We start from the raw sequence: 24,919 nt of genomic DNA on the forward strand, positions 1-24,919 counted from the left end.
GACTAGATTGGCCCCTTCCTGCTCCGCCCGATGCACCGACGAAGGACCTGAGACGACCGTGGCACTTCCTCCGCTGACACCCGAACAACGACAGGCGGCGCTCGAGAAGGCGGCGGCCTCCCGTAGGGAGCGGGCCGAGGTCAAGAACCGGCTCAAGAACTCCGGCGCCTCCATCGTCGACGTGCTGGCCGAGGGCCAGACCAACGAGGTGATCGCGAAGATGCGGGTGGTCGACCTGCTGCAGTCGATGCCGGGGCTCGGCAAGGTGCGCGCCAAGCAGATGATGGAGCGTCTCGGCATCGCCGAGAGCCGCCGGGTCCGCGGGCTGGGCACCAAGCAGGTCGCCGCCCTCCAGAAGGAGTTCAGCTCCCGAGAGGCACGTTGAGCCCCGCGGAGCCCGTGCGTCGTACCCGTCTCCTCGTGCTGGCCGGCCCTACGGCCGTCGGCAAGGGCACGGTCGCGGCTGCGGTGCGCGAGCTGCACCCCGACGTGTGGATCTCGGTCTCGGCCACGACGCGCTCGCCGCGACCCGGTGAGGTCGACGGCGTGCACTACCGCTTCGTCGACGACGCCCAGTTCGACCGCCTCGTCGCTGCCGGCGAGATGCTCGAGTGGGCGGTCGTGCACGGCGCGGCCCGCTACGGCACCCCGCGCGGCCCGGTCGAGGAGGCGCTCGGCGCAGGGCGGCCCTCGATGCTGGAGATCGACCTGCAGGGCGCCCGGCAGGTGCGCACGACGATGCCGGACGCGCTCTTCGTCTTCCTCAAGCCCCCGTCGTGGGACGAGCTGGTGCGCCGGCTGGTCGGCCGGGGCACCGAGACGCCCGAGGAACGCGAGCGCCGGCTGGTCACGGCGCGCGAGGAGCTGGCGGCCGAACCCGAGTTCGACGTCACCATCGTCAACCACGAAGTTCACTCCGCGGCCCACGACTTGGTAACCTTGATGATGCTCGACCCGAGCGACCACCCCAACGATCTGTGAGGCGCCTAGATTGTCTGCCCCGAACATCGAAGCCGTGGGGGTCACCAACCCCTCGATCGACGACCTGCTGACGAAGACCGACAGCAAGTACAAGCTGGTCCTCTACAGCGCCAAGCGTGCCCGTCAGATCAACGCCTACTACTCCCAGCTCGGTGAGGGCCTGCTCGAGTACGTCGGCCCGCTCGTCGAGACCCACGTCCAGGAGAAGCCCCTCTCGATCGCGCTGCGCGAGATCAACGAGGACCTCCTGACCTGTGTCGACATCGACCCTGCCGAGCTCGCCGCCGAGGAGGCCGCCGCCAAGGCCGCCGCCGCCGACGGTGCCTCGTTCAGCCAGGGCGAGTGAGCTGAGCACCTCCTCCACCACGCAGGCCGCTTCCCCGTCGGGGGAGCGGCCCGCTGTCGTGCTGGGCGTCTCGGGCGGGATTGCGGCGTACAAGGCCTGCGAGCTGCTGCGCCGCCTGAGCGAGTCGGGCCACGACGTCACCGTCGTGCCGACCGCCGCCGCGCTGCGCTTCGTGGGCGCACCCACCTGGGCCGCCCTGTCCGGCAAACCGGTCAGCGACGAGGTCTGGTCCGACGTGCACGAGGTCCCGCACGTGCGGATCGGCCAGGAGGCCGACCTCGTCGTCGTCGCCCCGGCCACCGCCGACCTGATGGCCAAGGCCGCCCACGGGCTCGCCGACGACCTGCTCACCAACACCCTGCTCACCGCGCGCTGCCCGGTGGTGCTGGCCCCGGCCATGCACACCGAGATGTGGGAGCACCCCGCCACCCGCGCCAACGTCGCCACCCTGCGCGAGCGGGGCGTGCTCGTCCTCGAGCCAGCCGAGGGCCGTCTGACCGGTGCCGACACCGGGAAGGGCCGCCTGCCCGAGCCCGCCGAGATCTTCGAGGTCTGTCGCGACGTGCTCGCCGGCGCCGGACGGCGCGACCTGACCGGTCGCCACGTGCTGGTCTCGGCCGGCGGCACCCGCGAGCCCCTCGACCCGGTGCGCTTCCTCGGCAACCGGTCCTCGGGCCGCCAGGGCTACGCGCTGGCCCGCGCCGCGCTCGCCCGGGGCGCCGAGGTCACCCTGGTGGCCGCGAACTCGTCGCTGGCCGACCCCGCCGGGGTCAAGGTCGTGCACGTCGAGACCACCGCCGAGCTGCGCGCGGGCGTCGTCGAGGCCGCCGCCGGCGCGGACGCGGTCGTGATGGCCGCCGCCCCCGCCGACTTCCGCCCCGTCGACGTCAGCAGCGCCAAGCTCAAGAAGCGCGAGGACGGCACCGCCGCCCCCGTCGCGCTGGTGCAGAACCCCGACATCCTCCGCGAGGTCGCCCACGAGCGCGCCCGGCCCGGCCAGGTCGTGGTGGGCTTCGCCGCCGAGACCGGGGACGCCGACGGCAGCGTGCTGGACCATGCCCGCGCCAAGCTCGCCCGCAAGGGCTGCGACCTGCTGGTGGTCAACGACGTCAGCGGTGGCGCCGTCTTCGGCAGCGAGGACAACCAGGCCGTCATCCTCGGCGCCGACGGTGCCGCGGTCGACGTACCGTTGGGGCCCAAGAGCGCGCTGGCGCACGCGATCTGGGACCAGGTCACCCTCCGGATGAGGGACTGAGCCCGCCCGACCGGTAGGAATGAGACACCGACCCGGTGGTACCGGGTGCTGTCTAGTCTTGCGACGATCGCCGCAACCCGAGGAGCCGACATGTCCGGACGCCTGTTCACCTCCGAGTCTGTGACCGAAGGTCACCCCGACAAGATCGCTGACCAGATCAGCGACGCCGTGCTCGACGAGATGCTGCGCCAGGACCCGCACAGCCGGGTCGCCGTCGAGACGCTGCTGACCACCGGCCTCGTCGTCGTGGCGGGCGAGGTCTCCACCACCGGCTACGTCGACATCAAGTCGATCGTGCGCCAGCGGATCCTGGAGATCGGCTACGACCACTCCGAGAAGGGCTTCGACGGCGCCTCCTGCGGCGTGATGGTCGCCATCGGCGGCCAGTCCGGCGACATCGCCCAGGGTGTCGACACCGGCTACGAGTCGCGCCTGGAGTCCTCGGTCGACGCCATGGACAAGCAGGGCGCCGGCGACCAGGGCCTGATGTTCGGCTACGCCTGCGACGACACCCCCGAGCTGATGCCGCTGCCGATCAAGATCGCCCAGGTGCTCTCCGAGCGGCTCTCCGAGGTCCGCAAGGACGGCACGCTGGCCTACCTGCGTCCGGACGGCAAGACCCAGGTCACCGTCGAGTACGACGAGGACAACCGCCCGGTGCGCATCGACACCGTCGTGCTGTCCACGCAGCACGCCGAGGACGTCGACCTCGAGACGATGCTGCAGCCCGACATCAAGAAGCACGTCATCGACCCGGTCTTGGCCGGCTTCGACATCCCCAGCGAGGGCTACCGCCTGCTGGTCAACCCGACCGGCCGGTTCGTGGTCGGCGGCCCGATGGGCGACGCCGGGCTGACCGGGCGCAAGATCATCGTCGACACCTACGGCGGGATGGCCCGCCACGGTGGCGGCGCGTTCTCCGGCAAGGACCCCTCGAAGGTCGACCGCTCCGCCGCGTACGCGATGCGCTGGGTGGCCAAGAACGTGGTCGCCGCCGGTCTGGCCCGACGCTGCGAGGTCCAGGTCGCCTACGCGATCGGCAAGGCCCAGCCGGTCGGGGTGTTCGTCGAGACCTTCGGCACCGGCACCGTCTCCGACGACCGGATCCAGGCCGCGGTGCTGGAGGTCTTCGACCTGCGCCCCGCCGCGATCATCGACGCCCTCGACCTGCTGCGCCCGATCTACGCCCAGACCGCCGCCTACGGCCACTTCGGTCGTGAGCTGCCCGACTTCACCTGGGAGCGCACCGACCGCGCCGAGCAGCTCAAGGCCGCCGTCGGCGCCTGACGGCCGACCTGCATGAGTCCCCGGTCGACCGGGGACTCATGCACTTGATGGGTGTTGCAACGCCCAACAAGCGCAGGACTTGCCTGACAAGTGGCCCCGTACGCCGCTCGGCCGGCGAGGCCGTCCCCGGCTGCTGCTAGAACAGCACCCATGCCGACCGGACCCGATGACGCGCAGCCCGAGCTGCTGCCCGGGCTGGTGCGCGCGACCCTGAAGCAGTCGCAGGCCAAGGCGCGGGCCACCCGGGAGCGCAAGGCGGCCCAGGCGGAGACCGCGTCGGAGCTGCCGGTGGCGCGGGTGCTGGTCGACGTGCCGCTGGCGCACCTGGACCGGCCCTTCGACTTCTCGGTGCCGGCCACCATGGCCGACGACGCGCGTCCGGGTGTGCGGGTCAAGGTGCGCTTCGCGGGCAAGGAGACCGACGGGTTCCTGGTCGAGCGGGCCGCGACCACCGAGCACACGGGCACGCTGCTGCCGCTGCGCCGGGTGGTCAGCCCCGAGCCCGTGCTGACCCCGGAGGTGGCCACGCTCACCGCCGCGGTCGCCGCGCGCTACGCCGGCACCCGCTCCGACGTGCTGCGCCTGGCCGTCCCGCCGCGGCACGCCACCACCGAGAAGGCCGAGGACCCCGCGCCCGCCCCCGTCGTACGCCGCGACCTCGCGGAGGCCGTGGACGCCTGGGCCGGGCACACCCACGCCGCCGCCTGGCTGGGCCACCTGCACGACGGGGCGGCCCCCCGGGCGGTCTGGAACCCGCCGCCCGGCGCCGACTGGCCGCACCTGGTCGCGCAGGCCGCGCTGGCCGCTCCGGGAGGGGTGGTCGTCTGCGTGCCCGACGGCAAGGACGTCGACCGGGTCGACGCCGCCCTCACCGCCCTGACCGGCGACCGCCCCGAGCACGCGGTCCTGACCGCCGACCTCGGCCCGGCGGCCCGCTACCGCTCGTTCCTGCGCCTGGCGCGGGGGCACCGCCGGATCGCCGTGGGCACCCGGGCGGCGGCGTTCGCCCCGGTGGCCGCCCTGTCGCTGGTGGTGGTCTGGGACGACGGCGACGACCTGCACGCCGAGCCCCGGGCGCCCTACTGCCACACCCGCGAGACGCTGCTCCTGCGCGCGGAGTGCGCCGGCGCGGCGGCGCTGGTCGGGGGCTTCGCTCGCACCGTCGAGGCCGACCACCTGCTGCGCACCGGGTGGGCCCACGAGCTCAGCGCCCCCCGCGAGACGGTGCGCGCCGCGGTCACGGTGGCCATCGCCGGGGCCACCGACTTCGACCTCGTCCGCGACCCGCGGGCGCGCACCAGCCGGCTGCCCAAGCAGGTCCACGACCTGCTCAAGCAGGCGCTGCCCGAGGGACCGGTGCTGGTGCAGAACCCGCGCCAGGGCTACGCCGCCGCGCTGGCCTGCGAGCGCTGCCGCACCCCGGCGCGCTGCACGGTGTGCACCGGCCCGCTGCGCCAGCCCGGCCCCACCGACCCGCCCGCCTGCCGCTGGTGCGGCACGGCCGCCCCGGCCTGGGCGTGCTCGGAGTGCGGGCACCGCGGGCTGCGGGCGCCGGTCCTGGGCCAGGCGCGCACCGCCGAGGAGCTGGGCCGGGCCTTCCCGCACGCGCTGGTGCGCACCTCGGCGCGCGAGCACGTGCTCGCGCACGTCGACGCCCGCCCGGCGATCGTGGTGGCCACCCCGGGCGCCGAGCCGGTGGCCGAGGGCGGCTACGCCGCGGTGGTGCTGCTCGACGCCTGGCTGCTGCTGGCCCGCCCCGACCTGCGCACCGTCGAGGAGGCGGTGCGCCGCTGGGCCAACGCGATCGCGCTGGTGCGTCCCGGCGGCCGCGCCCTGGTGGTGGGCGACCCCGCCCTGGCGTCGTTGCAGGCGCTGGTGCGCTGGGACCTGGGCGGCTTCGCGGCCCGCGAGGCGGCCTCCCGGGTCGAGGCGCACCTGCCGCCCGCCTCCCGGCTGGCCACGATCACCGGCGAGCCGGGCGCGATCGACGACGCCCTGGTGCTGCTCGAGGCCCCCGAGTCCGCCGAGGTGCTGGGCCCGGTCGAGCTGCCCGAGGACGAGGGCCGCAGCCGGGTGGTCGTGCGGGTGCCGCGCCACCAGGGCGGTGCGTTGTCGCAGGCGCTGGGTGACCTGCAGCGGATGCGCTCCTCGCGCAAGCTCGACCCGGTCCGGATCCAGGTCGACCCGCCGAGCCTGTAGCCCCGGCCGCACTCCTAGGATGGCCGCCATGGCCACCCAGCCGATCCGCCTCTTCGGCGACCCGATCCTGCGCAAGCCGGCGATCGAGGTCGTCGACTTCGACCGTGAGCTGCGCCTGCTCGTGGGAGACCTCACCGACACCATGCTCGAGGCCCCCGGCTCCGGCCTGGCCGCGCCGCAGATTGGCGTCGGGCTGCGGGTCTTCACCTGGTACGTCGACGGCGAGGTCGGCCACCTCGTCAACCCGCGGCTGGACCTGTCCGAGGACGAGCAGGAGGGCCCGGAGGGCTGCCTGTCGCTGCCCGACCTGGTCTACGACTGCCGTCGGGCCCTCTCCGTGGTGGCCCGCGGCTTCGACATGCACGGGGAGCCGGTCACCATCGAGGGCTCCCAGCTGCTCGCACGCGCCATCCAGCACGAGACCGACCACCTCGACGGCGTCCTCTTCATCGACCGGCTCGACGCCGCGGCCCGCAAGGCCGCGATGCGCGAGATCCGTGAGTCGGAGTGGTTCGGCCTCGAGAAGCCCACCGTCAAGCTCAGCCCGCACGCCACGCGCGGGCTGGGCCTGTGAGAAGAGAGATCCCCTGATGCGCGTCGTCTTCGCCGGCACCCCCGAGGTCGCCCTGCCCGCCCTGGACGCGATCGTCGCGTCCGACCACGAGCTGGTCGGCATCGTCACGCGTCCTGACGCCCCGTCGGGGCGCGGCCGCAAGCTGGTGGCCAGCCCCGTGGCCCAGCGCGGCGAGGAGCTCGGCGTACCCGTCCTCAAGCCCGATCACCCCCGCGAGCCGGAGTTCCAGGCGGCGCTGCGCGAGCTGCGCCCCGACTGCTGCCCGGTCGTCGCGTACGGCGCCCTCCTGCCGCAGTCGGCCCTCGACATCCCCGAGCACGGCTGGATCAACCTGCACTTCTCCTGCCTGCCCGCCTGGCGCGGCGCGGCGCCGGTGCAGCACTCGATCTGGGCCGGCGACGAGGTCACCGGCGCCACCACCTTCCGCATCGTCAAGGCGATGGATGCCGGGCCCATGTTCGGGGTGATGACCGAGCGCATCCGCGACACCGACACCGCGGGCGACCTGCTGGGCCGGCTCGCCGAGGGTGGTGCCGGGTTGCTGGTGCAGACCCTCGACGGCATCGAGGACGGGTCGCTGGTGACCCGCGAGCAGCAGGAGGAGGGCGTGTCGATGGCGCCCAAGATCCTGGTCGAGGACGCCCGCGTCGACTGGAGCGAGCCGGCCGTGGCCGTCGACCGACGGATCCGCGCCTGCACCCCGTTCCCCGGCGCCTGGTCGCTCTTCGAGGGTGAGCGGATCAAGATCGGCGCGGTGAGCATCGAGGAGGCCTCGCTGCCGCCCGGCGAGATCGAGGTCGGCAAGAACCACGTCCTCGTCGGCACCGGCTCCCAGGCGGTCCGCCTGGGCGAGGTGAAGGCGTTCGGCAAGAAGCAGATGGCCGCAGCCGACTGGGCGCGCGGCGTCCGGCTGGCCAGCGGGGCCCGGCTCGGGGTCTGAGGTGGCGCGCCCGAGGGTGGACCCCGCGCGCATGGTGGCCTTCGAGGTCCTCCGGGCGGTGCGGGTCGCGGACGCCTACACCAACCTCGTGCTGCCCGCGCTGCTGCGCAAGCACCAGCTCAGCGGGCGCGACGCGGGGTTCGCCACCGAGCTGGCCGCCGGCACCCTGCGCCGCCGCGCGACGTACGACGCCGTGCTCGCGGCCTGCATCGACCGGCCGCTGCGCAAGGTCGAGGTCAAGGTGCTCGACGCGCTGCGCCTGGGCACCCACCAGCTGCTGGCGATGCGGGTGCCGCAGCACGCGGCCCTGTCCACCACCGTCGACCTGGTGCGCTCCGAGGTCGGGCCCGGCGCCGCCGGGTTCGCCAACGCGGTGCTGCGCAAGGTCTCGCGCCAGGACCTCGACGCCTGGCTGGCCGAGATCGCCCCCGACCGCGACACCGACCCGCTCGCCCACGACGCGCTCGTGCACAGCCACCCCGTGTGGGTGGTCGAGGCGCTGGGGGAGGCGCTCGACGCCGTCGGTGCCGCCGACGAGGTGGGCGCCCTGCTCACCGCCGACAACGTCGCCCCCTCCGTCACCCTGGTGGCCCGCCCCGGGCGCAGCAGCCGTGACGACCTGCCCGGCGAGCCGACGCCCTTCTCGCCGTACGGCGTGGTGCTGGCCTCCGGCGACCCCGGCCAGGTGCGTGCCGTGGCCGACGGCGTCGCCGGCGTCCAGGACGAGGGCTCCCAGCTGGTGGCCGTGGCCCTGGCCGAGGCGGCGCTCGAGGGCCGCGACGAGGAGTGGCTCGACCTCTGTGCCGGGCCCGGGGGCAAGAGCGCGCTCCTGGCCGGCCTCGCCGCCGGGCGCGGTGCCGGGCTGCTGGCGGTCGAGAAGGCCCCGCACCGCTCCGCCTTGGTCGCGCGCGCCCTCGCGGGCGCCGACGGCGTGCGTGGCGTCGTCACCGCCGACGGCACCCGCCCGCCGCTGGTGGCCGGGACGTTCGACCGGGTGCTCGTGGACGCGCCCTGCACCGGCCTGGGGGCGCTGCGCCGCCGCCCGGAGTCGCGATGGCGTCGCAGCCCGCAGGACCTCGAGGTGCTCGTCGACCTGCAGCAGCGCCTGCTCGCCTCGGCGCTCGACCTGGTGCGTCCCGGCGGGGTCGTGCTCTACGCCACCTGCTCACCGGTGCTCGCCGAGACCCGCGACGTCGTGGCCCAGGCGCTCGCCACCCGCGGAGACGTCGAGCTCCTCGACCTGGCCCCGCAGCACGCGCAGGTGCCGGACTGCGCGGGCCCGCTTCCCGGCACCGTGCAGCTGTGGCCGCACCGCCACGGCACCGACGCGATGTTCCTGGCCCTGCTCCGCCGCACGGGTGAGCCCGACCGGGACTAGGGTCGGCGGATGCCCAGCACGTCGCCAGCGGTGGAGATCGAGGTCGACGACCGGGTCGTGCGCGTCAGCAACCCCGACCGGGTCTACTTCCCCGAGATCGGGGCGACGAAGCTCGACCTCGTCGAGTACTACCTCGCCGTCGGGCCGGGCATCGTGAACGCCCTGTGGGAGCGCCCGTGCATGCTGCACCGCTTCCCGAAGGGCCTCGACGGGCCGAAGGTGCACCAGAAGCGGCTGCCGAAGGGTGCCCCCGACTGGGTGGAGACGGTGCGCCTGCACTTCCCGCGCTGGGACCGCACCGCCGACGAGCTGTGCGTGACCGAGCTGGCGTCGGTGATCTGGGCGGTGCAGATGTCGACGGTCGAGCTCCACCCCTGGAACAGCCGGCGTGCGGACACCGAGAAGCCCGACGAGTGGCGCATCGACCTCGACCCCGGCCCCGAGAGCGACTACGCCACGGTCCGGCGGGTCGCCCACGTGGTGCACGAGGTGCTCGACGAGCTGGGTGCGGTCGGGTACCCCAAGACCAGCGGCAGCAAGGGGCTGCACGTCTACGTGCGCGTCCCCGCCGAGCACGGGTTCACCGAGGTGCGTCGCGCCGCGCTGGCGTTCGCCCGCGAGGTCGAGCGCCGCAGCGGCGACGTCACCACGACCTGGTGGACCAAGGACCGCGACCCGGCGGCGGTCTTCGTCGACTACAACCAGAACGCCCGCGACCACACGATCGCCGCGGCGTACTCGGTGCGCGGGGTGCCGGACGCCCGCGTCTCCACGCCGGTGCGGTGGGAGGAGATCGACGACGCAGACCCCCGAGACTTCACGATCCGCACGGTCCCGCAGCGCTTCGCCGAGCTCGGCGACCTCCACGAGGGCATCGACGAGCACCCCTTCGACCTCGCACCCCTGCTGGAGTGGGCGGAGCGCGACGACATCGACGTCGACGTCGACGCGGACGCCTGAGCCCGAGATTCACCCTCAGGGGTTGAGCAGATCGTGCTCCACGTGGACATGGAGGAGGAGTGAGCACTTCCCCAGAACCCTCGTCCAGCCCCGCTCTCGACCGGGTGCGCCGCACCGCGAGCGAGGTGTTCGGCCGCGACGTGCTGCGGCCGGGCCAGGCCGCAGCCTCCACCTCGCTGCTCGAGGGGCACGACGTGCTGCTGGTGGCCCCGACCGGCGCCGGCAAGTCGCTGACCTACCAGGTGCCCGGGCTGCTGCTCGACGGGCCGTGCGTGGTGGTCTCCCCGCTCATCGCGCTGCAGCAGGACCAGGTCGGCGGGCTGATCGAGCACGGCGCCCGGGCGGCGCGGCTGAGCTCGGCGGAGACGGAGGCGCAGCGCGAGCAGGTGCTGGCCTCCCTGGAGGCCGGTGAGCTGGACTTCGTCTTCCTCGCCCCCGAGCAGCTGGCCGTCGACGAGGTACGCCGTCGGATCGCCGCCGCGCGGCCCGGGCTCGTGGCCGTGGACGAGGCGCACTGCGTCTCGACGTGGGGCAGCGACTTCCGTCCCGACTACGCGCGGCTCGGCGAGCTGATCGACGAGCTGGGCCAGCGACCCGCCCGGCCGCGGGTGGTGGCGATGACCGCCACCGCCGCGCCGCCGGTGCGCGAGGACATCACCGCGCGTCTGCACCTGCGTGAGCCGCGCACGGTGGTGACCGACTTCGCCCGGGAGAACCTGTCGTTCCGGGTGGTGCCGGTCGCCGACGGGGCGGGGCAGCAGCGGGCGGTGCTGGAGGCGGCAGCCGCACCCGGCTGCGGCATCGTCTACTGCCGCACCCGCCCGGCGACCGAGGAGTACGCCGACCTGCTGGGTGCCGAGGGCCGGCGGGTCGCGGCGTACCACGCGGGACTGCCCCAGCGTCGCCGCGCGGAGACCCTCGAGGCGTTCCTGGCCGGGGAGCTCGACGTCGTGGTGGCCACCTCAGCCTTCGGGATGGGCATCGACAAGCCCGACGTGCGGTGGGTCGTGCACGCCCAGGCCCCGGAGTCGCCCGACACCTACTACCAGGAGGCCGGCCGTGCCGGTCGCGACGGCCAGGAGGCCGTGGCCACGCTGGTGCACCGGCCCGAGGACCACGCGCTGGGCCGCTTCTTCGCCCCGTCGGTCCCCGGGCGCGGGGAGGTGCGCCGGGTGCTGGCGCTGGCCCCGGGCGTGGAGATGGCCGCCGCCCAGGAGGAGACCGGCCTGGGGCGCCGCAAGATCCAGCGCATCCGCAACCTGGCGCACCTGGCGGAGGAGTCCGGACGGGGCACCGGCGCCGACGCGGTGCTCGAGCTCGCCGAGGCGCAGCGCAGCCTGGAGCGCTCCCGGGTGGAGATGATGCGCGCCTACGCCGAGGGTCGGCGCTGCCGCGAGGAGCTGCTGCTGGCCTACCTCGGTGCGTCGCTCGACGAGCGCTGCGGACGCTGCGACACCTGCGAGGACGGCCGGGCCGAGGAGGGTCGGGCCGAGGAGGGTGCGCCGGCCGAGGCGACCTACGTCCTGCAGGAGCGGGTCGTGCACGCCGAGTTCGGTGCCGGGGTGGTCAGCGACGTGGAGACCGATCGGGTCACCGTGCTCTTCGACGACGTCGGCTACCGCACGCTGTCCCTGGAGGTGGTCGAGCGGGAGGACCTGCTCGACACCGTCGGCTGAGGAGCGCCATGATCAGCGGATCATCCCCAGCACCCGGAGCCGCCATGAGCATCCCCGCCGACCTGTCCTACCGCTTCCGGCCCGCGAACCCGGTGCAGCGGGCGCTGCAGGCGCTGGTGGCCTCGCGGCCCGGGGCGTGGGTCTTCTCCCGCACCCTGCCGCACCTGGACTCCGTCGTGCAACGGCTGTCCGGGGGACGGCACACCGTGCCCGGGCTGCTGGCCGGGCTGCCGGTCGTGCAGCTGACCACGACCGGACGCCGCAGCGGCCAGCGGCGCACCACCCACCTGATCGCGATCCCGTACGACGACACCCTGGCGCTGCTCGGCACGAACTTCGGCCAGCCAGACACCCCGGCCTGGGCGCTGAACCTCGAGGCGCAGCCGCACGCCACGCTGGCCTACCGCGACGCCGAGGTCCCGGTGGTCGCCCGCCTGGCAGACGCGCAGGAGATGGAGCAGGTGCTGCGCCGCTCCGAGGAGCTCTACGTCGGCTACCGCCGCTACCAGTCGCGGATCACCCACCGCCGGCTGCGGGTGTTCGTCCTGGAGCCTGCGGCGTCCTGACCGACGCGTGAGAGGATCTCCGCTCGTGGGCATCCAGATCACTCCGAGCATCCTCAACGCCGACTTCGCCGACCTCGGGGCGGAGGTGGCTCGCATCCCCAGCGCCGACTGGGTGCACGTCGACGTGATGGACAACCACTTCGTGCCGAACCTGACGTTCGGCCCGACCATGGTCGAGGCGATCGCGCGCTCGACCGACATCCCGCTCGACGCGCACCTGATGATCGACGACCCCGACCGGCACGCCCCGACGTACGTCGAGGCCGGCTGCGCGTCGGTCACCTTCCACATCGAGGCCGCGGCCGCGCCGGTGCGCCTGGCGCGTGAGATCCGCTCCGCAGGCGGGCGGGCCAGCATGGCCCTCAAGCCCGCGACGCCGATCGAGCCCTACGAGGACCTGCTGCCCGAGCTCGACATGCTGCTGCTGATGACGGTCGAGCCGGGCTTCGGCGGCCAGAAGTTCCTCGACCTGGTGCTGCCCAAGATCCGCCGGGCCCGGGCGATGATGGCCAAGCACGGCGTCGAGACCTGGCTCCAGGTCGACGGCGGCGTCTCGCTGGAGACCATCGAGCGCTGCGCCGAGGCCGGCGCCGACGTGTTCGTGGCCGGCTCGGCCGTCTACTCCGCCGACGACCCGGACGCGATGGTCCAGGAGCTGCGCGCCTCGGCCGCCGCCGCCCGGGGCGGGCAGGCGTGAGCGACTACGCCCGCGCGGCCGGGCTGCTGCGCACCGTCACCGCCGACCTCGCCGCCGCCGAGCTGGCGAAGCCCGTGCCGTCGTGCCCCGGGTGGACGGTCTCCGACGTGCTCACCCACGTCGCCGACAACCTCACCGACGAGCTGGAGCAGGCGGGGCACCGGCCCGAGACCGCCGACGTGCTCGCCGCCTACGAGCAGCACCTGGCCGACGTGCCGGGCGTCGATCACACGGTGCTCGACCTGACCCTGCACGCGTGGGACGTCGGGCACGCGCTGGGACGTCCCGTCGAGCTCGACGCCGCCAGCCTCGACTTCCTCGAGACCTTCGCGACGGCGGCCGGTGAGCGGCTGCGCCGGGACGAGGCGTTCCGGCCGGTCGAGGCGTCCGCCGACGCCGACCGGGCCACGCGGGTGCTGGCGGCGTACGGCCGCACGCCCTGACCCCACGTGGTGGGACTCACGGTCGCACCGAGGCCCGTGTGTGATTGACTCCTCCTGACGAGTGAACATTGCTCGCGTGCTCTGGGGTCGGTGAAAATCCGAGCCGGCGGTGACTGGTCGATGTCGACCAGAAGTCCGCGACCCGGTCACCGCCAGTGACCGGTTGACCAGGTGAAGCTCCTGGACCGACGGTCAAAGTCCGGATGGGAAGTGCACGCACAGCAGGCTCAGCCGCCGCCGCTCCGCGCGCGGTGACGAGTCCGCAGTCAGCCCCGGGGTCCGCGACGGACCGAGAAGGGCAGCGGACGTGAGCAGCACCGGCCACGAGCAGCACGCGATGCGTCGCGCCCTCGAGCTGGCAGCGACCCCGGGGGTCCCGCTGCACCCCAACCCCCGGGTCGGCTGCGTCCTCCTGGCCCCCGACGGGACCGTGGTCGCCGAGGGCCACCACCGCGGTGCCGGCACCCCGCACGCCGAGGCGGACGCCCTGGCGCGCGCCGGCGGCGCCGCCCGCGGCAGCACCGCCGTGGTGACGCTCGAGCCGTGCGACCACACCGGGCGCACCGGCCCGTGCTCCCGGGCCCTGGTCGAGGCCGGCGTACGACGCGTGGTGCTGGCCCAGCGCGACCCCAACCCGCTCGCCGCCGGGGGAGTCGCCACCCTGCGCGCGGCGGGCGTCGAGGTCGAGACCGGCCTGCTGGAGGCCGAGGCGCGAGAGCTCAACCGGGTGTGGAGCTTCGCCGTCGAGCGCGGTCGCCCGTTCGTGACCTGGAAGCTGGCCACCACGATCGACGGGCGCAGCGCCGCCGCCGACGGCACCAGCCGCTGGGTCAGCGGCACCGCCTCGCGCCGGGACACCCACCGGCTGCGCGCCCTGGCCGACACGATGCTCGTCGGCACCGGCACCGTGGCGGTCGACGACCCGCTGCTGACCGTGCGCGACGCCGAGGACCGGCCGCTGCCCCGCCAGCCGCTGCGGGTGGTGATGGGGGAGCGCGACCTCGACCCGCGGCGCCGGGTGCTGCAGCCGGTCGAGGGTGTCCTCGACGCCCCGACCCTGCACCTGCGCACCCGCGACCCCCGCGAGGCCCTGGCCGCGCTCGCCGCGCGCGAGCGCCGCCACGTCTTCCTGGAGGGCGGCCCGACCCTGGCGGCGGCGTTCCTCGCCGCCGGCCTCGTCGACGAGGTCGTGGCCTACGTCGCCCCGTTCTTCCTCGGCGCCGGCCACGCGGCCGTGGCCGACCTGGGCATCCGCACCATCTCCGATGCCTGGCGCCCCCAGGTCACCGACGTCACCGTCCTGGAGCCGGTCGTGGCGGGCGAGCAGCCCGACGTCCGCTTCACGCTCGTCCCGCACGCGCAGCCCATCCCCACCACACGAGGAGACGCCTGATGTTCACCGGCATCGTCGAGGAGCTCGGCACGGTCACCGCGATCGACGACCTCAGCGACGCGATCCGCCTCTCGATCACCGCAGACGTCGTCCTGGGCGACACCGGCCTCGGCGACTCCATCGCCGTCAACGGCTGCTGCCTCACGGTGGTCTCGATCGAGGACAGCACCTGGACCGCGGACGTGATGAAGGAGTCGCTCGACAAGACGTCGCTGGGCACCCTCACCTCCGGTGACCGGGTGAACCTCGAACGCGCCGTCACCGCGCAGAAGCGCCTCGGCGGCCACATCGTCCAGGGCCACGTCGACGGAGTCGGCGAGGTCCTGCGGCGCGAGCCGAGCGAGCACTGGGAGGTCGTCGAGGTCTCGATGCCGCCCGCGCTGGCGAGGTACCTCGTCGACAAGGGCTCCATCACCGTCGACGGCGTCAGCCTGACCGTCGTCGAGGCCGGGCCGACGAGCTTCACGATCAGCCTCATCCCCGAGACCCTCGCCCGCACCACCCTCGGTCACCGCCAGCCCGGCGACCGGGTCAACCTCGAGGTCGACATCCTCGCCAAGCACGTCGAGAGGCTGCTGGCGGCGCACCTGCCCAGCAGCCAGCAGAAGGAGCACGACGCATGACCGAGCAGAACCCCACGCTGCACCGCATCCGCCTCGACAGCGTCGAGCGCGCGATCGCCGACATCGCCGCCGGCAAGGCCGTCGTGGTCGTCGACGACGAGGACCGCGAGAACGAGGGCGACATCATCTTCGCCGCTTCCAAGGCGACCCCGGAGCTGATGGCGTTCACGATCCGCCACTCCAGCGGCGTGATCTGCGTGCCGATGCCCGCAGCGATGCTGGACCGCCTCGAGATCCCGCTGATGACCCCGCACAACAAGGACAAGCTGCGCACGGCGTACACGATCTCGGTCGACGCCCGCGACGGCGTCTCCACCGGGATCTCGGCGGCCGACCGCGCCCACACCGCGCGGGTGCTGGCCGACTCCGCGACCGAGCCGTGGGAGATCACCCGGCCAGGCCACGTGTTCCCGCTGCGCTACCGCGAGGGCGGTGTGCTGGTGCGCCGCGGCCACACCGAGGCCGCGGTGGACCTCGCGTCGCTGGCCGGGCTGACGCCGGCCGGTGTGCTGGTCGAGGTCGTCAACGACGACGGCACGATGAAGCGGGCCGCGGAGCTGCGCGCGTTCGCCGACGAGCACGACCTGGCGATGATCTCGATCGAGGACCTGGTGCGCTACCGCCGCCGCCACGAGACGCTGGTGGAACGCTCCGCGGTGACCCGCCTGCCGACCCGGCACGGCGACTTCACGGCGTACGGCTACCGGATCACCGTCGACGGCTCCGAGCACGTGGCGCTGGTCTACGGGGACCCCGAGGACCTGAGGACCGAGGTGCCGGTGCTGACCCGGGTGCACTCCGAGTGCCTGACCGGCGACGTCTTCGGCTCCGACCGCTGCGACTGCGGCCCCCAGCTCGACGAGGCCCTCGAGCGCATCGTGGCCGAGGGGCGCGGCGTCGTGGTCTACCTGCGCGGGCACGAGGGTCGTGGCATCGGCCTGCTGGGCAAGCTGCAGGCCTACCAGCTCCAGGACGGCGGTCGCGACACCGTCGACGCCAACCTCGACCTCGGCCTGCCCGCCGACGCGCGGCACTACGGCACCGCCACCCAGGTCCTGCGCGACCTCGGGGTGCGCTCGGTGCGCCTGATGACCAACAACCCCGACAAGGTCAGCAGCCTCGAGGACTTCGGGGTCCCCGTGGCCGAGCGGGTGCCGCTCACGCCGCACCCCAACGACCACAACCTGGCCTACCTGCTGACCAAGCGGGACCGGATGGGCCACGTGCTGCCGGACCTCGAGGGTCCCGCGGCCGACGCGACCACGAACGGAGTCATCTGATGAGCGGCCACGGCGCCCCCACCGCAGAGCCCGTCGACTGCAGCGACCTGCGGGTCGCCGTCGTCGCGGCCTCCTGGCACACCGAGGTCATGGACGGCCTCCTCGCCGGCGCCCGACGGGCCGCGGCCGACTTCTCGGTGCGCGACCTCGAGGTGGTCCGGGTGCCCGGCACCTTCGAGCTGCCCGTGGTCGCCTCGGCCCTGGCCGAGCAGGGCTACGACGCCGTCATCGCCCTCGGCGTCGTGATCCGCGGCGGCACCCCGCACTTCGACTACGTGTGCAACGCCGCCACCGACGGCCTGGGCCGGGTGGCACTGGACCACACCGTCCCGATCGGGTTCGGCGTGCTCACCTGCGACGACGACCAGCAGGCGCTGGACCGCGCCGGGCTGGAGGGCTCGAAGGAGGACAAGGGCTACGAGGCGACCGCCGCCGCCCTGCACACCGCCCGCACGCTGCGCTCCCTTCGCAGCTGAGCTGCCGCGGCATCTGCCAGGGTGGCCTCATGGGTGGGGGACTGACAGCACTGCTCGTGTCCGCGTGCGTGGCGGGCGCGGTGCTCGTGTGGGTCGTGGTCGAGACCGTGCTGGGTGTCGGGGCCGACCGGTTGCGGGAGCGTCCGTCCTTCTCGGTGCGCTGGCAGCGGCGACCGGGCCTGCGGACCGCGGGACTGGCGCTGCTGGGTCTGGGCGCCGGCGCCGGCGTGCTCGGCGCGGCGGCGCTGACGGGCGATGCCGCCCACCGGGGGGAGGGCCTCGACCTCGTCGGGGCCGCCACCGCCCTGGTCCTCGTCGGCGTCAGCCTGCTGGCGGCGTGGTGGCGCCTCGCCGGGCGTCGTCCCTGAGCGGGACCGCCCCGCCCGTTCGCTCCTCGGCCAGCAGCGCGTAGTCGTAGGAGTCGACCCAGCCGAGGTCGCGGTGCAGCGAGTCGGCGACACGGTGCGCCTCGCGGCGCATCCCGACGCGTTCCATCAGCCGCCAGGACGCCGTGTTGCCCGCGAAGCAGTTGGCGCTCACGCGCCGCAGCCCCAGGTCGTCGAAGCAGATCGTGAGCAGCGCCTCGACCGCCTCGGTGGCCAGCCCCCGACCGGCGTACGCCGGGTCGAGCACCCAGCCGAGCTCTGCCTGCACGCCCGCGGCCGCACCGGCCGTGTCGAGCTGGGCCCAACCGTCCTCGACGCGGAGCATCAGGTCGCCCACCAGGCGGCCCTCGTGCTCGACGACCAGGGTCCTGGCCAGGCGCTCCGGACGGCCGAACCACGTCGCGAAGGCGGACAAGTCGCCCTGGTGCCCGGCGGCGTCGGCCCACGTCGTCGAGCCGCCGGTAGGCCCACACCGCCTCGACGTCGGCAACGAGCGCGGGGCGGATCCGCAGCCGCTCGGTGCGCAGCGGCCAGGTCAGGTCGGTGAGCGTCGGGGCAGCGTCCACGGGGTCATTGTGCAGCGCGGCTGTCGTGCAGGTCTCGTTCCTGCGATCCGGTTCCGGGTGCCGGGGCCGGACCGCCTAGGCTCTGGGACCGTGAAGACGTTCGAGGAGCTCTGGACCGAGCTGGCCGAGAAGGCGCGGACCCGTCCCGAGGGGTCGGGCACCGTGCAGGAGCTCGACGCCGGGGTCCATGCGATCGGCAAGAAGCTGGTCGAGGAGGCCGCCGAGTCCTGGATGGCCGCCGAGCACGAGGGCAAGGAGCGGGCGGCCGAGGAGATCAGCCAGCTGCTGTACCACCTCCAGGTCATGATGCTCGCCCTCGGCCTCGAGCTCGACGACGTCTACGCCCACCTCTGAGAGGCCCCACCCCCATGTCGTTGCTGCGAGTGGCAGTCCCCAACAAGGGCTCCCTGTCCGTCTCCGCCTCCGAGATCCTCAAGGAGAGCGGCTACCGCCAGCGTGAGGACAGCAAGCAGCTCACGCTGACCGACGCCGAGAACGGCGTCGAGTTCTTCTACCTGCGCCCGCGCGACATCGCGCTGTACGTCGGCGAGGGCACCCTCGACGTCGGCATCACCGGTCGCGACCTGCTGCGCGACTCCGGCGCCCAGGCCGACGAGGCGCTGACGCTGGGCTTCGGCCGCAGCCGGTTCCGCTTCGCGGCCCGCCCGGGCCGGTTCACCGAGCTGGCCGACCTCGCCGGCGCCCGCATCGCGACGTCGTACGTCGGCGTGGTGAGCGCGTTCCTGGAGGAGCGCGGCATCGAGGCCAGCGTGACCCGCCTCGACGGCGCGGTCGAGACCAGCATCCAGCTCGGGGTGGCCGACGCGATCGCCGACGTCGTGGAGACCGGGAGCACGCTGCGCCAGGCGGGGCTCGAGGTCTTCGGCGAGACGATCCTGGAGTCCGAGGCGGTGCTCATCAGCCGCCTGCACGACGTGCACCCCGGTCTCGAGTCGCTGCGTCGACGCATCGAGGGCGTGCTGGTCGCGCGCAGCTACGTGATGATGGACTACGACATCCCCACCGACATCGTCAGCGAGTCGGTCCGGCTCACGCCCGGGATCGAGAGCCCCACGGTGGCGCCGCTGCACCGCGACGGCTGGTCGGCGGTGCGGGCGATGGTCCCGCGGGCCGGGTCCCAGCGCCTGATGGACGAGCTCTGGCAGATCGGCGCGCGCGGCATCCTGTTGACGGACATCCATGCCTGCCGCCTCTGAGGGCCACGACCCGGCCGCGAGCCTGGGTCCCGAGCTCCCGCACACCTGGCGCCCGCTCGGTCCTCGCGTCATCGGCGTCGTCCTCGGCGTCGGGCTGCTGGTCGTCTTCGCCGCCGCCTGGATCAGCCTCGGCCCGGAGGTCCGCGCCCGGTTCACGACCTTCCAGCGCGGCACCCTGGTCTTCCTGGGGGCCCTGGGCTTCGGCGCGATGTTCGCGCTGGTGCGCTCCCGGGTGGTGGCCGAGCGCGACCGGCTGGTCGTCGTCAACGGCTTCCGGCGCCGTGAGCTGGCCTGGGAGCAGGTCGTGGGCGTCCAGCTCGCGCCCGGAGCCCCGTGGGCCACGCTCGACCTCAGCGACGGCACCACCGTCGCGGCCATGGGCATCCAGGGTTCCGACGGTGGCCGTGCCCGTCTGGCTGCGCGCCAGCTGCGCGCCCTGGCCGCCGAGCTGCCCCGCTAGGAGCGTCCGGCCGGAGCTGGCTCAGTCCAGCGCGCGCAGGCCCCACGAGGCGGAGTGCTCGTCGCCGGGCTCACCGGCGGCGGCCAAGGTGACCAGGTCGGTGCCCGAGCGCAGCGCGTCCGGGGGAGCGGTCATCGGCTCGACCGCCAGCGAGCGGCGGGCCGTGGCGCCTGCGTCGTCGGCGGAGTAGACCTGCAGGTGGGTCCAGGCGGGGTCGACCCAGAGGCTGACCCCCTGACCGGTGGACGGGTCGCGCAGGCTGGTGGTCGCCTGCCCGGACTCGTCGCGCTCGAGGTCGGTGAACGTCGTGTCCAGCACCGTGCCCCGCACCGGCCGGGAGACCCGGAAGTCGAGCTCGCCACCGTCGACCGGCTCGGTGCCCACCGGCAGCATCCGGTCGTCGACCAGGTAGCGGGTCGAGGCCGGCAGGGTCAGCTCCAGGTCGTCCACCGGCCCGTCGCCGACTCGCAGGTACGGGTGCGCCCCGGCGGCGTACGGCGCCGGCTCGGCGGACATGTTGGTCGCCGTCAGGGTGACCGTCAGCCCGTCCGCGGACAGGTCGTGGAGCACGTGCAGGTCGAGGGTCCAGGGCCAGCCCGACCGCGCCATCAGCCGGTAGGTCAGGGAGACCGAGTGCGCGGTGTGCTCCTCGAGCGTCCACGCCGCCCAGCGCACCAGGCCGTGCGAGGCGTTGCGGCGCTCGTGCTCGCTCAGCGGCAGGCTCAGCTCGCGCCCGCCGAAGGTGAAGCGTCCGTCGCCGAGCCGGTTGGGCCACGGTGCCAGCAGCTGTCCGCGCCCGCCCCGGGACACCTCGTCGACGTCGAACCCGTCGACCAGCGCCCGGCCGGCGTACGACAGCTCGCGCAGCGCCGCGCCGCTCTCGGTGACGACGGCGCGGTAGCCGCCCGCTGCGATCTCGAACTGGTCCCCGCTGGGTGCAAGCATGCGCGCCACCCTAGGACGCGCCCGGCACGACGGTGCGCGGGCCGGTGCGCCCGGTGCCGTCGACGACCACGTCGGCCCGGCCCCGGGTGCCCTGCCGCTCGAAGTGGTGCTCCTCGGCCTCGGCCCAGGCGTCCCAGTGCTCGGCGAGGCCGTCGCCGTCGCGGTCCAGCCCGCGCTGCAGCCGCAGCCCGGCCGGCGCCTCGACCCACACGAGCACCGTGGTCATCGGCGAGATGCGGGCGGTGCCGGCGCCGACGCCCTCGACCACCAGCAGCGGGACCGGCTCGACGATGACGTCCTCGGCCAGCGCGCCGGCCTCCCAGTCGTAGCGCTGGTAGCTGCACGCAGCGTCGCGGTCGAGCGGGGAGAGCAGCTGCTCGAGCTGGTCGGGCACCCCCGGCAGACCGTCCCAGCCGACGTACAGGTCGTCGAGGTGCACGACCCGGGTCGGCACCTCGGCGGCAGCCGCTACCGCGGCGGCCAGGGTGGTCTTGCCGGATCCCGCGGGCCCGTCGATGCAGACCAGGCGGCCCTCCCCGCCGAGCGACGGTGGCCTGCTGAAGGCCAGGTCGAGGACCAGCCGGGCGACCTCAGAAGACGAGTCCGTGACCACGGTAGGTGCGCACCTCCTCGGCGAAGCGGTCCCCGGCGAGCAGCTGCACGGTGCGTCCGTGCTCGAAGAGCTCGCCGGCCTTGGCGTGGCGGAACCAGACCAGGTCGCCGATCGACAGCATCGGCGCGGACGGTCCGGTCAACGGGGTCTGCACCTCGCCGGCCCCCTCGAGACCGGTCAGGTGCAGGCCCGGGGGAGCCCACGGCAGGGGGAGGCGGTCGGCCCCGGCCGCCCCGGAGGCCGCGAAGCCTCCGCCGTGGACGGTCGCGATCGTCGGCGAGGGACGCCGGGTGACCGGCAGCCCGACGTACGCCGCCGGGCGGGGATCGAAGGAGCGGTAGTGGTCGAAGAGCGCCGGCACCAGCAGGCCGGAGCCCGCGGCGACCTCCGTGACGACGGGGTCGGCCGCGCTCGCCTCCACCGACCCGGTGCCGCCGGCGTTCCACAGCTCCAGCCCGGCCGGACCGACCAGGGCGGTCAAGGCCTCGGCGAGGACCCGGCGGCGCTCGGTGAGCTGGCTCAGCGAGGCGTCCTTCAACCGGCGCACCACCAGCGACCGGGCGCGCGCGGTCGGCACGTCGTCGGGGACGCCGGCCACCTGGCCCTCGTAGGTCATCGCACCGACCAGGGTGAACCCGGGCCGGTCGACCACGGCCCGGGCGAGGGCGAGCACCTCGTCGACGTCGTGCAGGGGCGAGCGCTTGGGGCCGACGTGCTGCCCGCCCATGCGCAGACCGGCGTCGACGTCGATCGCGATGCGCACCGGCACGGCCCGCGACGACCGCACGGAGTCGACCAGGTCGAGGTGGGCCACGTCGTCGACCATCAGCGTGATGCGCGCCGCGGAGCGCGGGGACGCGACCAGGGTGCCCAGCGCGTCGCGGTCCACGGTGGGGTAGGCCACCAGCAGGTCGTCGCTGATCTCCTGCTCCTCCAGCCACAGCGCCTCACGCAGCGTGTAGGAGAGGACCCCGCGGAACCCGTCGCGCGCCAGGGCCCTGCGCAGCAGCGCCGGGACCCGGACCGACTTCGAGGCCAGGCGCAGGGGGGTGCCGCCCGCGCGGCGCTCGAGGTCGGCGGCGTTGGCGTCGAACGCGTCGAGGTCGACCACGAGCAGCGGAGTGGGCGGTGGGGTCGGCAGGGCCCGCACCGCGGTGTCGAGACGGGCCCAGAGCCGGCTGCGAGCAGCGGGGCTGCCGGGGCTGTCGGGACGAACCATCAGGAGATGCCGCGCTTGCGCAGCAGGGCCTCGATGTCGGCGAGGTCGTCGTCGATCGCCGGTCGGCCCTTGCCACCCTGCTCGACCGCTGCCGGGCGGTCACCGCGCCCGGGCTCGACGGGTTTGCCGGCCTTCTCGCGCCTGCCGGCCTTGAGGGGGGTCCCGGTCCGCTGGCGGCGCCTGGTCAGCAGCCGCGCGCCGACCAGCAGCAGCGCCGAGACCCCGGCCAGGGCGACCCCGGTCCACACGGCCGGGCTGAAGACCAGGCCGAGCGCCCAGTCGGTGACCGCGTCGGCGATGCGGGTGAACATCCGCAGGGTCCTGGTCAGGTACGCCGCCGGCACCAGCAGCGTCAGCGCCGCTCCCCGCATCGCGGGCACCAGGCCCCGACGGCGCCAGGCCACCACGGTGTACAGACCGCCGAGCACGGTCAGGGTGATCGCGAGCGCGGTCCAGGCGGCCTCGTCCATGACCCAAGCCTGTCACAGGACCCCAGCACCCATCGGCCGTCTCGTCCGGCGACGACTCGACCGGGCCCGCGCCGACCGGGGACACTGGGCGCGTGGACGACCAGCACCAGCACCAGCGCCTGCTCGCCGGCCCGGGGTTCCCGGGCGACACCGGGGGAGCCGACGCCGCGCTCACCGCCGCGCTGGCGGCGTACGACGCCGCACCGCGCGACCCCGACACCTACCTCGCCTGCCTGGACGCGTTGACCACCGCCCGTCTGCTGGTGCCGGTCGTGGCGCTCCTGGGCGAGGTCGAGGTCGACGAGCGCGGGCTGGCCCGCGACAAGTCCAGCGACATGGCGGCGGTCCTGCTGACCGGCGCCGACGGACGCACCGCGCTGCTCTCCTTCACCAGCACCGAGACGATGGCGGGCTGGGATCCGCAGGCCCGCCCCGTCCCGGTCACCGCGCCGTACGCCGCCCAGGCCGCGGTGCAGGAGGAGGCGGCGGCGCTGCTGGTCGACGTCGCCGGTCCGGTCCGGCTGGTCGTGGAGGGCGCCGACCTCGAGGCCCTGGGGGCGGGCTGGACGCCGGTGCGGGTCGGGACCGGCATCGGGTGGCTGCGCCCGACCCCCTGAACCGTCCCCGAGACCCGCGCGCGCCTCGTTTGGGCGCGGGTGCCGCTCTCCGCTAGAGTGGCTCTCGACCGATTGGTTCGCCGTGCTCCCTGCAAGGGGTGGTGCTCGGGCTGATCTTCAAGCGGAGGCCAGGCACGATCGTCTCCCACCCGCAACGACCGCCGCAGCACCACCGCACAGGTCGTCGGGTCCGGTCCGGGAGAGCGCCACGCGTGCTCCCGATGATGTGGGATCCCTGCGAGGGGTGACGCGTCGCGACTGGCTTCCGCTTGCTGCAAGCGGAAGCCTTTGTACGTTCTGGGCCCGGCACTCGACCGGGACCCGACGCGCGAAGACCTCCGAGGACATCCCCATCAGGAGGACACATCAGCACCGAGCTTCGAATCAACGACCGGATCCGCGTCCAGGAGGTCCGTCTCGTTGGCCCCAGCGGCGAGACCGTCGGCATCGTTCCCACCGCCGACGCACTGCGCCTTGCCCAGGAGGCTGACCTCGACCTCGTCGAGATCGCCCCGATGGCCCGCCCCCCGGTCTGCAAGCTCATGGACTACGGCAAGTTCAAGTACGAGAACGCGCAGAAGGCCCGCGAGGCGCGCCGGAACCAGACGAACGTGATCATCAAGGAGATGAAGCTTCGTCCCAAGATCGACGCGCACGACTACGAGACCAAGAAGGGTCACGTGGTCCGGTTCCTCAACGCCGGCGACAAGGTCAAGATCACGATCATGTTCCGCGGTCGCGAGCAGCACCGTCCCGAGCTCGGCTACCGGCTGCTGCAGAAGCTGGCCGAGGAAGTCACCGAGCTCGGCTTCGTGGAGTCCTCGCCCAAGCAGGACGGCCGCAACATGACCATGGTCCTGGGCCCGCACAAGAAGAAGGCCGACGCCAAGGTGGAGCACAAGGCCGCCAAGGAGGCCAAGGCCGCTGAGCGTGCCGCCGACGAGGCCGAGGAGCGCGCCGAGCGCACCGCGGCGAACGCCGGGCGCGAGACGGCTCCGAAGAAGGAGCGCGGTCGCTCGGAGAACCTCGATCCCGAGATCGAGGCCTGAGCCCGCACCACGACTGCCGCAGCACGCAGCATCGTCGGGGCAACGAGCACCTCACACCCGTCGTGGCTGTACCAACGAGAGAGAGACACAGATGCCCAAGAACAAGACCCACTCCGGTGCCGGCAAGCGATTCCGCGTGACCGGCTCGGGCAAGATCCTCCGCGAGAAGGCCGGCAAGCGCCACAACCTGGAGAAGAAGGCCTCGAAGGTCACCCGTCGGATGACCGGCACGGTCGAGGTCGCCAAGGCGGACGTCCCGCGCGCCAAGAAGATGCTCGGCCTCTGAGCCTCGCCCACCAGTCA

30 protein-coding genes and 1 riboswitch are annotated in these 24,919 nt (G+C 73.8%); of the genes, 25 read left to right on the forward strand and 5 right to left on the reverse strand.

Annotation, left to right across the window (positions count from 1 at the left end):
• Window positions 1–58 precede the first annotated feature (58 nt).
• The 19 genes from mihF (at window position 59) to I601_RS15055 (ending at window position 17,442) form a co-directional block, all read left to right on the forward strand.
• Window positions 59–385 carry an integration host factor, actinobacterial type gene (gene mihF, locus I601_RS14965; protein WP_068111354.1) on the forward strand — a complete coding sequence of 109 codons (327 nt, stop codon included), beginning with the start codon at window positions 59–61 and terminating at the stop codon, window positions 383–385.
• Window positions 382–981, forward strand: coding sequence for a guanylate kinase (gene gmk / locus I601_RS14970; RefSeq protein ID WP_068111356.1), 600 nt, complete (start codon window positions 382–384; stop codon window positions 979–981). Before mihF ends, gmk begins: the two co-directional genes overlap by 4 nt.
• Before the next feature lie 10 nt (window positions 982–991).
• On the forward strand, window positions 992–1,327 hold the full coding sequence (gene rpoZ, locus I601_RS14975) for a DNA-directed RNA polymerase subunit omega (RefSeq protein WP_068111359.1): 336 nt from the start codon (window positions 992–994) through the stop codon (window positions 1,325–1,327).
• 58 nt (window positions 1,328–1,385) lie between these two features.
• Window positions 1,386–2,582, forward strand: a complete 1,197-nt coding sequence (gene coaBC / locus I601_RS14980) for a bifunctional phosphopantothenoylcysteine decarboxylase/phosphopantothenate--cysteine ligase CoaBC (protein ID WP_237089426.1) — start codon at window positions 1,386–1,388, stop codon at window positions 2,580–2,582.
• A gap of 90 nt (window positions 2,583–2,672) precedes the next feature.
• Window positions 2,673–3,869, forward strand: coding sequence for a methionine adenosyltransferase (gene metK / locus I601_RS14985; protein WP_068111362.1), 1,197 nt, complete (start codon window positions 2,673–2,675; stop codon window positions 3,867–3,869).
• 150 nt (window positions 3,870–4,019) lie between these two features.
• Complete coding sequence (locus tag I601_RS14990) at window positions 4,020–6,068, forward strand: primosomal protein N' (RefSeq protein WP_169834714.1); 2,049 nt, start codon at window positions 4,020–4,022, stop codon at window positions 6,066–6,068.
• 28 nt (window positions 6,069–6,096) lie between these two features.
• A complete protein-coding gene (def, locus tag I601_RS14995) occupies window positions 6,097–6,642 on the forward strand; it encodes a peptide deformylase (RefSeq protein WP_068111365.1) in 546 nt (181 codons plus the stop codon).
• A 16-nt stretch (window positions 6,643–6,658) separates the two neighbouring features.
• A complete protein-coding gene (fmt, locus tag I601_RS15000) occupies window positions 6,659–7,582 on the forward strand; it encodes a methionyl-tRNA formyltransferase (RefSeq protein ID WP_068111367.1) in 924 nt (307 codons plus the stop codon).
• A gap of 31 nt (window positions 7,583–7,613) precedes the next feature.
• Complete coding sequence (locus tag I601_RS15005) at window positions 7,614–8,960, forward strand: RsmB/NOP family class I SAM-dependent RNA methyltransferase (RefSeq protein WP_084527678.1); 1,347 nt, start codon at window positions 7,614–7,616, stop codon at window positions 8,958–8,960.
• A gap of 9 nt (window positions 8,961–8,969) precedes the next feature.
• Window positions 8,970–9,920 carry a non-homologous end-joining DNA ligase gene (gene ligD / locus I601_RS15010; protein WP_068111373.1) on the forward strand — a complete coding sequence of 317 codons (951 nt, stop codon included), beginning with the start codon at window positions 8,970–8,972 and terminating at the stop codon, window positions 9,918–9,920.
• 59 nt (window positions 9,921–9,979) lie between these two features.
• A complete protein-coding gene (locus tag I601_RS15015) occupies window positions 9,980–11,596 on the forward strand; it encodes a RecQ family ATP-dependent DNA helicase (protein ID WP_157520197.1) in 1,617 nt (538 codons plus the stop codon).
• A gap of 44 nt (window positions 11,597–11,640) precedes the next feature.
• On the forward strand, window positions 11,641–12,162 hold the full coding sequence (locus I601_RS15020) for a nitroreductase family deazaflavin-dependent oxidoreductase (protein ID WP_068111380.1): 522 nt from the start codon (window positions 11,641–11,643) through the stop codon (window positions 12,160–12,162).
• 25 nt (window positions 12,163–12,187) lie between these two features.
• Window positions 12,188–12,859 carry a ribulose-phosphate 3-epimerase gene (gene rpe / locus I601_RS15025; protein WP_068111384.1) on the forward strand — a complete coding sequence of 224 codons (672 nt, stop codon included), beginning with the start codon at window positions 12,188–12,190 and terminating at the stop codon, window positions 12,857–12,859.
• Window positions 12,856–13,302, forward strand: coding sequence for a maleylpyruvate isomerase N-terminal domain-containing protein (locus tag I601_RS15030; protein ID WP_068111388.1), 447 nt, complete (start codon window positions 12,856–12,858; stop codon window positions 13,300–13,302). Before rpe ends, I601_RS15030 begins: the two co-directional genes overlap by 4 nt.
• Before the next feature lie 72 nt (window positions 13,303–13,374).
• Window positions 13,375–13,522: riboswitch (FMN riboswitch) on the forward strand.
• A 117-nt stretch (window positions 13,523–13,639) separates the two neighbouring features.
• Window positions 13,640–14,695, forward strand: a complete 1,056-nt coding sequence (gene ribD / locus I601_RS15035) for a bifunctional diaminohydroxyphosphoribosylaminopyrimidine deaminase/5-amino-6-(5-phosphoribosylamino)uracil reductase RibD (RefSeq protein WP_068115020.1) — start codon at window positions 13,640–13,642, stop codon at window positions 14,693–14,695.
• On the forward strand, window positions 14,695–15,318 hold the full coding sequence (locus I601_RS15040) for a riboflavin synthase (protein ID WP_068111391.1): 624 nt from the start codon (window positions 14,695–14,697) through the stop codon (window positions 15,316–15,318). Before ribD ends, I601_RS15040 begins: the two co-directional genes overlap by 1 nt.
• Window positions 15,315–16,598 carry a bifunctional 3,4-dihydroxy-2-butanone-4-phosphate synthase/GTP cyclohydrolase II gene (locus I601_RS15045; RefSeq protein ID WP_068111395.1) on the forward strand — a complete coding sequence of 428 codons (1,284 nt, stop codon included), beginning with the start codon at window positions 15,315–15,317 and terminating at the stop codon, window positions 16,596–16,598. Before I601_RS15040 ends, I601_RS15045 begins: the two co-directional genes overlap by 4 nt.
• A complete protein-coding gene (gene ribH / locus I601_RS15050; RefSeq protein ID WP_068111397.1) occupies window positions 16,598–17,074 on the forward strand; it encodes a 6,7-dimethyl-8-ribityllumazine synthase in 477 nt (158 codons plus the stop codon). The genes I601_RS15045 and ribH overlap by 1 nt, the downstream gene beginning before the upstream one ends.
• Window positions 17,075–17,103: 29 nt before the next feature.
• On the forward strand, window positions 17,104–17,442 hold the full coding sequence (locus I601_RS15055; protein ID WP_157520201.1) for a hypothetical protein: 339 nt from the start codon (window positions 17,104–17,106) through the stop codon (window positions 17,440–17,442).
• Here the strand turns inward: I601_RS15055 and I601_RS15060 are convergent.
• Window positions 17,396–17,875 (reverse strand): GNAT family N-acetyltransferase, encoded by a 480-nt coding sequence (locus I601_RS15060; protein ID WP_068111403.1) that lies wholly within the window; start codon window positions 17,873–17,875, stop codon window positions 17,396–17,398. The two genes, I601_RS15055 and I601_RS15060, sit on opposite strands and share 47 nt — an antisense overlap.
• Window positions 17,876–18,116: 241 nt before the next feature.
• On the opposite strand from I601_RS15060, the gene I601_RS15065 reads away from it, so the two are divergent.
• Genes I601_RS15065 through I601_RS15075 form a run of 3 tightly spaced genes read left to right on the forward strand, consistent with a single transcriptional unit; the run spans window position 18,117 to window position 19,703 of the window.
• Window positions 18,117–18,380 (forward strand): phosphoribosyl-ATP diphosphatase, encoded by a 264-nt coding sequence (locus I601_RS15065; protein WP_068111406.1) that lies wholly within the window; start codon window positions 18,117–18,119, stop codon window positions 18,378–18,380.
• Between the two features lie 14 nt (window positions 18,381–18,394).
• Complete coding sequence (hisG, locus tag I601_RS15070; RefSeq protein ID WP_179948541.1) at window positions 18,395–19,243, forward strand: ATP phosphoribosyltransferase; 849 nt, start codon at window positions 18,395–18,397, stop codon at window positions 19,241–19,243.
• On the forward strand, window positions 19,227–19,703 hold the full coding sequence (locus I601_RS15075) for a PH domain-containing protein (RefSeq protein WP_068111409.1): 477 nt from the start codon (window positions 19,227–19,229) through the stop codon (window positions 19,701–19,703). The genes hisG and I601_RS15075 overlap by 17 nt, the downstream gene beginning before the upstream one ends.
• Before the next feature lie 21 nt (window positions 19,704–19,724).
• On the opposite strand, the gene I601_RS15080 is transcribed toward I601_RS15075, so the two are convergent.
• The 4 genes from I601_RS15080 to I601_RS15095 are packed head-to-tail and all read right to left on the reverse strand — an operon-like array spanning window position 19,725 to window position 22,950.
• The gene (locus I601_RS15080; protein WP_068115024.1) at window positions 19,725–20,648 is read right to left on the reverse strand and encodes an aldose 1-epimerase family protein; all 924 of its coding nucleotides are present in this window, start codon (window positions 20,646–20,648) and stop codon (window positions 19,725–19,727) included.
• A 10-nt stretch (window positions 20,649–20,658) separates the two neighbouring features.
• Entirely contained in the window at window positions 20,659–21,261 is a 603-nt protein-coding gene (locus I601_RS15085) for a nucleoside/nucleotide kinase family protein (protein WP_068111413.1), read from the reverse strand.
• Entirely contained in the window at window positions 21,239–22,480 is a 1,242-nt protein-coding gene (locus tag I601_RS15090) for an alanine racemase (RefSeq protein ID WP_068111416.1), read from the reverse strand. Before I601_RS15090 ends, I601_RS15085 begins: the two co-directional genes overlap by 23 nt.
• Complete coding sequence (locus I601_RS15095; RefSeq protein ID WP_068111419.1) at window positions 22,480–22,950, reverse strand: hypothetical protein; 471 nt, start codon at window positions 22,948–22,950, stop codon at window positions 22,480–22,482. The genes I601_RS15090 and I601_RS15095 overlap by 1 nt, the downstream gene beginning before the upstream one ends.
• A gap of 92 nt (window positions 22,951–23,042) precedes the next feature.
• On the opposite strand from I601_RS15095, the gene I601_RS15100 reads away from it, so the two are divergent.
• From I601_RS15100 to rpmI, 3 genes are all read left to right on the forward strand, one after another.
• Window positions 23,043–23,567 carry an SseB family protein gene (locus tag I601_RS15100; RefSeq protein ID WP_068111422.1) on the forward strand — a complete coding sequence of 175 codons (525 nt, stop codon included), beginning with the start codon at window positions 23,043–23,045 and terminating at the stop codon, window positions 23,565–23,567.
• A 269-nt stretch (window positions 23,568–23,836) separates the two neighbouring features.
• Window positions 23,837–24,616 (forward strand): translation initiation factor IF-3, encoded by a 780-nt coding sequence (infC, locus tag I601_RS15105; protein WP_241270797.1) that lies wholly within the window; start codon window positions 23,837–23,839, stop codon window positions 24,614–24,616.
• Between the two features lie 91 nt (window positions 24,617–24,707).
• Complete coding sequence (gene rpmI / locus I601_RS15110; protein ID WP_068111426.1) at window positions 24,708–24,902, forward strand: 50S ribosomal protein L35; 195 nt, start codon at window positions 24,708–24,710, stop codon at window positions 24,900–24,902.
• Window positions 24,903–24,919 lie beyond the last annotated feature (17 nt).

The organism is Nocardioides dokdonensis FR1436 (assembly GCF_001653335.1).
GTDB classification, from domain to species: Bacteria; Actinomycetota; Actinomycetes; order Propionibacteriales; family Nocardioidaceae; genus Nocardioides; species Nocardioides dokdonensis.